Origin of the sequence: Thalassolituus sp. UBA675, assembly GCF_002297765.1 — a bacterium.
In the GTDB taxonomy this organism is placed as follows: Bacteria; Pseudomonadota; Gammaproteobacteria; order Pseudomonadales; family Oceanobacteraceae; genus Thalassolituus.
The window spans coordinates 22,369-32,538 of the sequence record NZ_DBNJ01000011.1; the positions used below are offsets into that span (position 1 = coordinate 22,369).

A 10,170-nucleotide genomic window follows, 5' to 3' on the forward strand; every position below is an offset into this window, starting at 1 on the left:
ACCTGTCGAAACAGGCACCCCGGCACATCAGTTTCAGTCCGTGTGTGTCGTTTAAGTATTCATGTGCAACTACCTTGTAGCAGCACGGCGCTGAGCGCGGGCGCTTTATACCATTTTGCGCGCCTATATGCCAGCAGTTACACGATCCTTTTACTGACATCTTATTCAACGGTTCAACCCCAGCCACACAAGAAGTACAATACAATCATTGCTATTCAATGAAACGGAAGAACTCCTCTGATGGGTGTAACGATCAATACGGCGGAAGACATCGCCAAAATGCGGGTAGCCGGGCGTCTGGCTGCAGAAGTTCTGGAGATGATCGGCGACTACGTAAAGCCGGGTGTGTCTACAGGTGAGCTCGACCGCATATGCCACGACTATATAGTCAACGAGCAGAAAGCTATCCCTGCCCCTCTCAATTACAACGGTTTTCCGAAGTCGATATGCACCTCAGTGAATCAGGTGATCTGCCACGGCATTCCCAGCGATGAGAAGATTCTGAAGAAAGGCGATATCGTTAATATCGACATCACCGTTATCAAAGACGGTTACCACGGTGACACCAGCAAGATGTTTATGGTTGGTGATGTCCAACCCGCACTGGATCGCCTTATCCGTGTCACTCAGGAGTCGCTGTATCTCGCGATTGATATGGTCAAGCCCGGCGTTCAGCTCGGTGATATCGGCCATGCAATTCAGACCTACGCTGAATCCAACCACTATTCCGTTGTCCGGGAATACTGTGGTCATGGTATCGGTAAGGTCTTCCACGAAGATCCTCAGATCCTTCACTATGGCAAGCCGGGCACTGGTATGGCCATTCAGGAAGGTATGATTTTTACCATCGAGCCAATGATCAACCTCGGCTCCCGACACAACAAGTTACTTAAAGATGGCTGGACCGTGGTAACCAAAGACCGCAAGGCTTCAGCTCAGTGGGAACACACTCTGCTGGTGACTGCTGACGGTGTCGAAGTCTTAACGAAACGCAAAGAAGAAGAGCAGTTCTGGAAGTGACCGATCTATCTGACATGCCGGTACTACCTCAGGTAGATGAAGATGCCCTACTGGAAGAACTCAAGGAGAAATCCCTACCTCTCCCCGTCATCAAGCCTCTTCTAACCCGCATTCAGAATGAAGCTCACCATTATTTCCGGGAAACTCTCGATGCCGACCTGCTGGTACGGCATCGTGCCACTCTTATCGACCGGGTTTTACGCGCGCTCTGGCGTTTCCGCAATATAGCGACGCAGGACATCACCCTGATCGCAGTGGGCGGTTATGGCCGTGCGGAACTGCATCCTCACTCCGACATCGACCTGCTCCTGCTTGCTCGTGACGAAGACAGCATCAACCGCCACGCCAGTGACCTGCAGGACTTCATTACCCTGCTTTGGGATATCAAACTCGATATCGGCCACAGTGTCCGTACTCTGGATGAGTGTGTCACCGAAGCCGAAGGCGACCTGACTATCATCACCAACCTGCTGGAAAGCAGACCCCTGATCGGTGATGAAACACTGTATTCCGAACTTCGCGCACGAATCACCCCAGAAGCTCAGTGGCCTGCGGCGGTCTTCTTCGAAGCTAAGTCAGAAGAGCTCAATACCCGCCACGACAAGCACAACAGCGCCGATTACAACCTTGAGCCCAATGTTAAGAACTCCCCCGGCGCTCTGCGGGATATTCAGACCATCACCTGGGTGGCCATCCGACACTTTGGTAAAGGCACCTTGCAGGCACTGGAAGATAACGGCTTCCTGACTGAGTTCGAACATAAAAGATTGGCCAGCAGCGTCAGCTTTCTCTGGGAAGTACGATACGCCCTGCATATGTTGGCAGGTCGCGAGGAAGACCGGCTTCTTTTTGACCTACAGACTCAGGTTGCAGAAGTTCTGGGGTACAAAGACACAGGCCGACAACTCGGTGTCGAGCGTTTTATGTCGCAGTTCTATCGCCACCAGCTCTCCACCATGGAGCTGAGCGATATGCTGATGATGCACTTTACCGAAGACTATATGCAGTGTGACGACGACACCATCACACCTGTGAATGAGCACTTCGTGCTGTGCAATGGCTATCTGCAACTGACCACACCAGATCTGTTCGAAAAAGAACCCGCCTGGCTACTCAGGGTCTTCCCTATGCTGGCACAGATCTCAGAATCTAAAGGCATACATTCCGCGACGATCCGCGCCCTTCGCGACAATCGCAACCTGATCGATGAAGAGTACCGGCAGAACCCAGAACACAACGCCATCTTCATGACTCTGATGCGCAGCAGGTCTCGTGTTGTACGTGAGCTGTCCCGCATGATGCGCTACGGTATTCTTGGTCGTTATATTCCATCGTTCGGTCGGGTAATCGGCATGATGGAATACGACCTGCTGCACAAATACACAGTCGACGAGCATACGTTCCGCATGATCCGGCTGTTGAGGCACTTCCGCTATGGCGATGTTCGCGAGCGCTTTCCGATCGCATCGCGCCTGATCCACAAGGTTCATAAAAAAGAAGTGCTCTACCTGGCCGCGCTGCTTCACGACGTGGGTAAGAGCCGCGAAGGTGATCATGCTGCCAATGGTGGAGAGATTGCCGAAGCCTTCTGTAGTCAGCACGGACTCAAACCAGCCGATACACATATGGTGACCTGGCTGGTCAGTAACCACTTATTAATGTCGAACGCATCCCAACGCCTCGACCTGAGCAATCCTGATGATATTCATCAGTTTGCTGTGGAGGTAGGTGATCAATACCACCTAGATATGTTGTTCCTGATTTCTGTGGCAGATACTCACTCGACCAATCCTGAGCTATGGACGCCGTGGCGCGCCGAACAGATGCGCGAGCTTTACAGAAACACCCAGGCAGCGCTGCGCCGTGGTCTGGAAAATCGCCTCCACAAAGATGATGTGATTGAAGAGATCCAACAGGAAGCCATTGCACAACTTCAGGATTACGGCCTGCCGGAAGCCCGCGCCAGAGAGATCTGGGGACAGCCGGGGGAGGACTACTTTTTACGCGAAGGCGTCGACAATATCGTCTGGCAAACCCGCGAGATAGACGCGCATGGTAACAGTGCTAAGCCGCTTGTCTCGGTACGACAGACATCTGACCGTCAGTTTGAAGGCGCCACACAGATCTTTTTGTTTATGAAAGATCAGCCGAACCTGTTCGCAGTCACGACGGCAACCCTGGATCAGCTCAACCTGAACATCCAGGACGCTCGCATCATGACCTCCGAGTCAGAGAACAATGCGGTCGATACCTATATTGTCCTCGACGAGAACAATGAAGCAATTACAGACCCTGAGCGTATCCGCGTCATCCGCAATACCCTATGCGACGCACTCGATGAGCCTGAAGAGTTCGACACCATCATACGTCGCCGGACCTCGCGGGTTCTGAAACAGTTCGATGTACCTACCCAGGTGACTATCAGCAACGACCCTCTGATGCGCAGAACCGTGCTCGAGGTCACTGCCGCTGACCGCCCGGGTCTGCTGGCACGCGTCGGCAGTATCCTTATGGATTTCGGCGCTCAGCTCCAGGGGGCTAAAATTCTGACGGAAGGTGAGCAGGTATCCGATATCTTCTTCATCGTCGACGCGAACGGTGAGCCGTATTCAGATCCGGCGTCCTGCGAAGAGCTCTGCAAAGCTCTGGAAGACGGGCTGGATGAGCAGGTCGAAGAACAATCCGCAGTTTAATAAGACAATTAGAAACCTCAGCGAAACAACCAATACCAATTTATCCCCTCGTTACACTCCAGTAAGCGCGATAGACTAATCGCTAACCGGAGGTACTTATGACGCAACGCACTCTCGAAAATATCATTCGTAGTTACCCAAGCTCAGACGGTGATGGCGTAAAAATCAGACGCCTTGCCCTCTTCAATCAACGCGATGCCGATCCTTTTCTGATGCTCGACGAGCTGGTGTCCGATGACGAAGCGGATTACATGGGGGGCTTTCCGCCTCACCCTCATCGCGGAATGGAAACGCTGACCTATTTGCGCAAAGGCGCTCTGATCCACAAAGATCATATGGGCAACCGGGGCGAAATACGCAGTGGTGGCGCTCAGTGGATGTCTGCTGGGCGCGGTATTATCCACAGTGAGATGCCTGAACTCGATCAGGGTGGCCTCCATGGTTTTCAGCTATGGATCAACCTGCCAGCAAAAGACAAAATGAGCGCACCGGATTACCGGGATGTTCCGCAATCAGAGATCCCAGTGGTTGCTCTTAATGCGGGTGGCGAAGTCAGAGTTCTTGCAGGTGATTGGCAGATCGAAGGTCAGCAGGTGACGGGACCTCTGGACAAGTTAGCTGCTAACGCCTGCTATCTGGACGTCTCTCTTACTGAAAGTGAGACCCTGACACTCCCGGTCACCTCGGGCAAACGTGCCATCGTATACGTCTATAAGGGGCAGCTGGCAACAGGTCAGTCACTTCCGGAGAAGCCGTTACTGATTTACAGCACCCAAGGGGAAGAGCTTGTTTTTAAAGCCGAAAGTGATGCGAATTTTCTGGTGCTGACAGGTGATCCTATCCTTGAGCCAGTCGCACACTATGGTCCCTTTGTGATGAATACGCATGAAGAGATTGAGCAGGCGATCAAGGATTACAACAGCGGCCAGTTTGGCCGCTGAGGGAAAGATGTCAGCCTGTTTTCAGGCATCCTACTTTCTCTGATTTACTTCTTTCTCTTAATAGGAGCAAAACCTTCACTGTCCATCAGGTTACCTGCAGGACGTGAAGGGCGAGGCCCGTTTTTCTTCTTCGGGGACGGGCCTTTTTTCTCGGCAGCTTTCTTCGCGGCCGCTTTTTTAGCAGCAGGCCCACGTGGTTTTTTCTTCTTAATACCAGCAGCCTTGCCCGAGGCCTTAACCTTCTTCGGCCCTGTATACTTCGCCTTAAGCTCTTTGATCGTACGAGAATCCATCTCCTGCTGAATGTAGCGCTCAATAGCCGCTTTCAGGTTCCATTCATTCGGAGCAATCAAACTGATCGCAAGACCGCTGCGGCCTGCTCGCCCGGTTCGACCAATACGATGGATATACTCATCACCCTTGCGAGCAAGATCGTAATTGATCACCAGATCCAGCCCTTCAACATCAAGCCCCCGTGCAGCCACATCGGTGGCTACGAGTATGTTCCGTCGACCTTCACGAACATTCTGCATGACATAATTGCGTTCATCCTGCGTCATATCACCGTGGAGTACGGCAATACCCTCTCTATGGCGACGAAGGAACTCGCTCAGACGTTCAGCTTCTGTGCGCTTATTAACGAATACAATCGCCTTATCATAGGTTTCATTGGCAAGGAGCCAGGTTAACAGGCGATCTTTATGGGCATTGTCATCAGCCAGAATGCGCTGCTGAGTAATATCGTCATGACGCTCCTGGATACCTTGCGTAGTGATTTCTACCGGGTCTTTAAGCCACGACCGCGCAGCGCGACCTACGCCTTCATGGCGCAAGGTTGCCGACAACATCAGCGTCTGACGCTCGGAGCCACACTTGCCAACGATATGCTCCATGTCTTCAGAGAAGCCCATATCAAGCATCCGGTCCGCTTCGTCGAGAACTAAGAACTCGATATCTCCCAGCTCTGCCGTTTCGCGCTTCAGGTGATCAACAAGCCGCCCCGGTGTTGCAATAAGGATCTCCGGGTTCTTACGCAGCACTGCAGCCTGATACTTGAACTCTTCACCGCCGGTTAACACTCCGGCCTCAAGGTGATTCATGTCAGTCAGGCGCTTAGCATCCTTGAACACTTGTCGGGCGAGCTCGCGGGTAGGAACGATCACAAGAGCACGCGTGGCGCTGTCTGGTGCATCGACAGTCAGTAGCTTCTGCATGATCGGCAACAAGTAGGCAAAGGTCTTACCACTGCCAGTCTCTGCACATACCTGAACGTCACTCCCGCGTAATACTTCAGGGATAACCTCAAGCTGCACGTCTGTTGCTTCTGTAATGGACTGTTTTTCAAGCCCGGCAATTAGCCTTGGGTGTAATTCTGTTCCGGCAAACACGCTGAAATCCCGCTGGAGAAAAAACGCGAGTATACCAGACCTTAAAGCGCAGGACTGCGCTGTCGGCATTAGCACTACACACTCACTCAGCAACACCTTAGACTAACGATACATACCTTACTTCAGGAATACGGATATGAAGAAAGTGATCAGCCTGACGTTGATCAGCGCAGCCATAGCAGGTTGTGCAACCACTTTGACCGGCCGCAATCAACTTATGATCGTCTCGCCGGATTCGGCAATTGTTGAGTCTCAGAAAGCCTACGCGAGCACCGTCGGTGAACTCGATCAGAATGATCAGCTGGTTACGGACCCTGCATGGGTAAAACGCATTGAGACAATCACCGGGCGACTGGTCACTGAAGCGATAAAACTTGATCCCGACACCAAAAGCTGGGACTGGAGCGTCGCGATCATTGACGACCCTGATACCCTGAATGCCTGGTGCATGGCTGGCGGACGTATGGCGATCTACACCGGCATCGTTACCCAGTTAAATCTGAACGACGATGAAATCGCACAGATAATGGGTCATGAAATTTCTCATGCCCTGGCCAATCACACGGCTGAGCGTATGTCCCGCGCAGTACTCATGAATGGCGCGCTGGCAGCAACCGCCGTGGTCACTGACAACAATGGCTATGTGCTGACAGGAACCGCCATGGCAGCCAAGGTCGCACTGGAATTACCGAACAGTCGTACTGCCGAATCAGAAGCCGACGAAATAGGCATCGAACTGGCTACTCGCGCCGGATACAACCCAGATGCTGCGGTGAGCTTATGGAAGAAAATGGCAGAGGCCGGAGGTGGCGGTGGCCCGGAGTTCCTGAGTACCCACCCTTCTCCTGATAACCGGGCATCAACGCTCGATAAACTTGGAGAAAAAATGCTACCTCTGAACCCGCAACTTAAAAAGTCTCAGGTTTACCCTGTGACCATAGTGACGGATGCGGATCAGATCTGAGGAACCAGACCCGACGAGCCAGATCTGAAAAAGAAGATCCGAAAAAAGAGAGACGCCAGTATCGATCAGAGATCGATACTGGTCGCTTTGAGATACTGAGCACGGAAACCGTTTACGACAGTCTCTCCAGCAGTACGATTACCTACGGTAATTTCACCAATATAAATATCGCTCTTCGGCGCGTTAGCGTAATACTCATTGAAGAAAGCCAGCATGGCATCGCTATCCGTTGAATCAACACCACGGGAAGATGGATCGGGCTTACTTAGTTCAAGTACGAAATTACCGTCAGAAGTAGCGCTGAACTTCAGAGGCTGGATATCGCCAAACCCCAGATTCAAGCCCAAATAAAGCTGGTCAATCTGTAACAAAGATCCCGTACCGGTACATGCATCTCCGCATGTATCAATCTGAAATTCCTCGGCCAACAAAGACAGGTTCAATTGTCCCAGTAGTTCTGACTGACCCGAATCATCTGGGCGAGACCATAAAGTAAAACCAGACCCGTCGAGATATACACCCCGCATGTCGATATTCCAGACGTGGTTAGTACCATCGGCAAAATCGAGCGTGAAGCGGGAGCCGATGTCTGCTCCACTGCGTCTGATAGCAGCCCGCTGTCCGCAATCACCTGCACTCGCAAAAATACAATCCATCACATACTGTCGCGTATTCTGAGCGGCCGAAGTATAAACATCCGTCAGTATCTGCAACGCTGCGACGTCATCGCCGATTGCAGGTGCATCGCCGGTATAGAAGTCAGCCGGATCACCATCCCAATCAGAACTACCACGAACACTTCGCACGACCCAGGGGTGAAGATAGCTACCAATATCAACAGGCTTTTTAACAGCACCGTTCTGGCTGCCCTCTCCCATGATGTAGAACTGATCCCACTTGATGCCGACCTCATTACCAGTTCCGTCCTCGATGCCCGTGACTGCGAGAGAGGCATCGTCCGTACTGAAGACAAAATCCTGGAGTGCAAAGCCTAAGCCCGCCCCACTCTGAGAAGACATTTCTACATCGTCAAGCGCCTGTAACTCCGCATTCGCTGAATGAGCGATAATGGCGGCAGCGGATAGTGTTAATAATTTTTTCATCTCATTAACACCCCTTAATACGGCCAACACAGGTCGCTACCCTTTGCGTACCATTAGTCGCTTCTTCAAGCGTCAGGTATAGAGGATACTTAGTCTCATTGCCAGACTGATAGCGGGCGATGTTCATATAGGCGCCCTGGTCCGTGAGTACACGATCAGTCCCTGGCACACCAGACAGATCCTCCCATGGAACCGACTCAGTCTGCATCGAAATAAATACACCACTGGCTGAACCATCTTCAAAAGAAGCGTCTTTATCACCAATATAGATTGACTGATAAATGCTTGTACGGAAACATCCTGGGGTACCTGTCACCTCACAGTCATCCGCGGTTGTAAGCAATGGTACAAGAGAGGCAATCAAACCACCCTCGTCAGAATCAAAGCTGCGACCATTGGGGACACCAAACCAGGATGCACGCTTCAGATACGCTACGTTCAGGCTATCTGCACCGTCGCCTGTTGCACCGTCAACCAGATCTACCTGCGTATAAATCTCTGTGCCTTGAGCCAACGCAAGTGCAGCACAGTTGAAAAAGCCAGCACCAGGACAGTTCTGGTTGTATACAATCGCAGCATCACCACGAATCTCGCCTTCAACCTTACCTGTCAGAGAGATAATATCGCCCGAGAGATCACCTTGAGCCTTCTCGAAACCCACACGAAGACCAGAGATTCGTTTTTCACCATTCTCGATTTTATATGCAAGTTCGATGTAGGGGTTCTTTGCCATAAACGGCACATACTCTGCGTTCGCCGCGTCATCGTAGTTATCGACACGACCCAAGGCAAAGTTATTAATGATAATGTCGGAGTCGTATACTTGGATGCTGCCGTCCGGATTGGTAACGATATTACGATCATCATCAGTCACTGGGACAGTGCCATCCACATAAGCGTCACGATCAAAGCGGCTGACCCTGAGCTCATCAATGTTGAAAACGGTCTCGAGTTCCATACCAAGGTTAACCTTGGTGAACTCATAGTCACCGGACCAGTTTCCTGCGCCCTGATTGTATGAACTTGTGTCAATAGTGATGAATGCCTGCCCTGAAACATCAGACAGGTCACGGTCGGTCATTGGCTCAAGCGCACAAACCGACGCACTTGCAACAAGACCAGACAAGACGAAAACTGGACCTACATCCTGTAAACGCATACTTCACCTATTTTTGTATTTATTGAACAACTGTAGATTAATTTAAATCTAGTTCTCCTATCAGGTAATTTCCAATCAAGGATCGGTAAATAACCTGCATCATTACGAGCCATAATGACACGATGAGACTTATTTCAAAAGGGACATTTTTATAATTATCAATAAATATCAACAACTTAAATATTGTTACACTGACTTTCAAATAGACACACGTAATAAACACAAAACATAGGCGATTCTGCAGGAAGGAAGTGCCTTGCGACAGCGTGAAGGTGGTAGCGGTTGTCGGGGATAGAATCCCCCTCCTACATATTTCTGTCGAAGCACCGCATCGCGCTTGCGCGACGCTGTAGGAGGGAAGCGTCTTCCCGATGGCGTGTGGGTCGCAGAGATTTTCGGGGATAGGATCCCCTCCTACATATTTCTGTCGAAGCGCCGCATCGCGCATAGCCAGGCAAGCTGGCTGAAGCGCTCCTACACGGTTAACTTTCTTACGGGCAAGAAAAACCCCTAACCACGTTAGTGATCAGGGGTTTTGGATAAGAGCTTGATCGGCGAAGCCAACTGCACCATGACCTGAACCTGCGCAGCAGGTAGGTCATCGTCAAGGAGTCCAAAGCTACGCTTTGTCTGGCTTCGCCACGCCTGCGGCGCTCAAGGCTGGCACCTCCGGTGCATCGCCGAAGATTCAGACGTCCTGTCTTCACCCTGTGGGCAACCTACGGTTGTCCAAATTCATTCCTGATGAATTTGTCACATGACGCTTCGCTGCCCGATAGGTAGTAAAAGTGATTATCGTATTCTACCCAATACCCCAGCAGGCAACCTGGCATAAACCCTAGATAAGAAAAAACCCCAGCAGGTTACCCTGCTGGGGCTTTGAATAAGAGCTTGACGATGAC

General features: G+C 51.3%; 7 protein-coding genes. 4 read left to right on the forward strand and 3 right to left on the reverse strand.

Annotated elements, in window-relative coordinates:
• Positions 1-240 precede the first annotated feature (240 nt).
• From map to B3007_RS05720, 3 genes are all read left to right on the forward strand, one after another.
• A complete protein-coding gene (map, locus tag B3007_RS05710) occupies positions 241-1,020 on the forward strand; it encodes a type I methionyl aminopeptidase (protein WP_068434833.1) in 780 nt (259 codons plus the stop codon).
• Complete coding sequence (glnD, locus tag B3007_RS05715; protein WP_301378578.1) at positions 1,017-3,713, forward strand: [protein-PII] uridylyltransferase; 2,697 nt, start codon at positions 1,017-1,019, stop codon at positions 3,711-3,713. The genes map and glnD overlap by 4 nt, the downstream gene beginning before the upstream one ends.
• 98 nt (positions 3,714-3,811) lie before the next feature.
• Positions 3,812-4,654: a pirin family protein gene (locus B3007_RS05720; protein WP_301378580.1), complete on the forward strand. Its 843-nt coding sequence runs from the start codon at positions 3,812-3,814 to the stop codon at positions 4,652-4,654.
• Between the two features lie 44 nt (positions 4,655-4,698).
• Here the strand turns inward: B3007_RS05720 and B3007_RS05725 are convergent, their stop codons facing one another.
• Complete coding sequence (locus tag B3007_RS05725; RefSeq protein ID WP_068441162.1) at positions 4,699-6,042, reverse strand: DEAD/DEAH box helicase; 1,344 nt, start codon at positions 6,040-6,042, stop codon at positions 4,699-4,701.
• Between the two features lie 136 nt (positions 6,043-6,178).
• On the opposite strand from B3007_RS05725, the gene B3007_RS05730 reads away from it, so the two are divergent.
• A complete protein-coding gene (locus B3007_RS05730; protein ID WP_297533423.1) occupies positions 6,179-7,006 on the forward strand; it encodes a M48 family metalloprotease in 828 nt (275 codons plus the stop codon).
• A gap of 65 nt (positions 7,007-7,071) precedes the next feature.
• On the opposite strand, the gene B3007_RS05735 is transcribed toward B3007_RS05730, so the two are convergent.
• Positions 7,072-8,109, reverse strand: a complete 1,038-nt coding sequence (locus B3007_RS05735) for a hypothetical protein (protein ID WP_297533425.1) — start codon at positions 8,107-8,109, stop codon at positions 7,072-7,074.
• A gap of 4 nt (positions 8,110-8,113) precedes the next feature.
• Complete coding sequence (locus B3007_RS05740; RefSeq protein WP_301378582.1) at positions 8,114-9,268, reverse strand: hypothetical protein; 1,155 nt, start codon at positions 9,266-9,268, stop codon at positions 8,114-8,116.
• Positions 9,269-10,170: the final 902 nt, after the last annotated feature.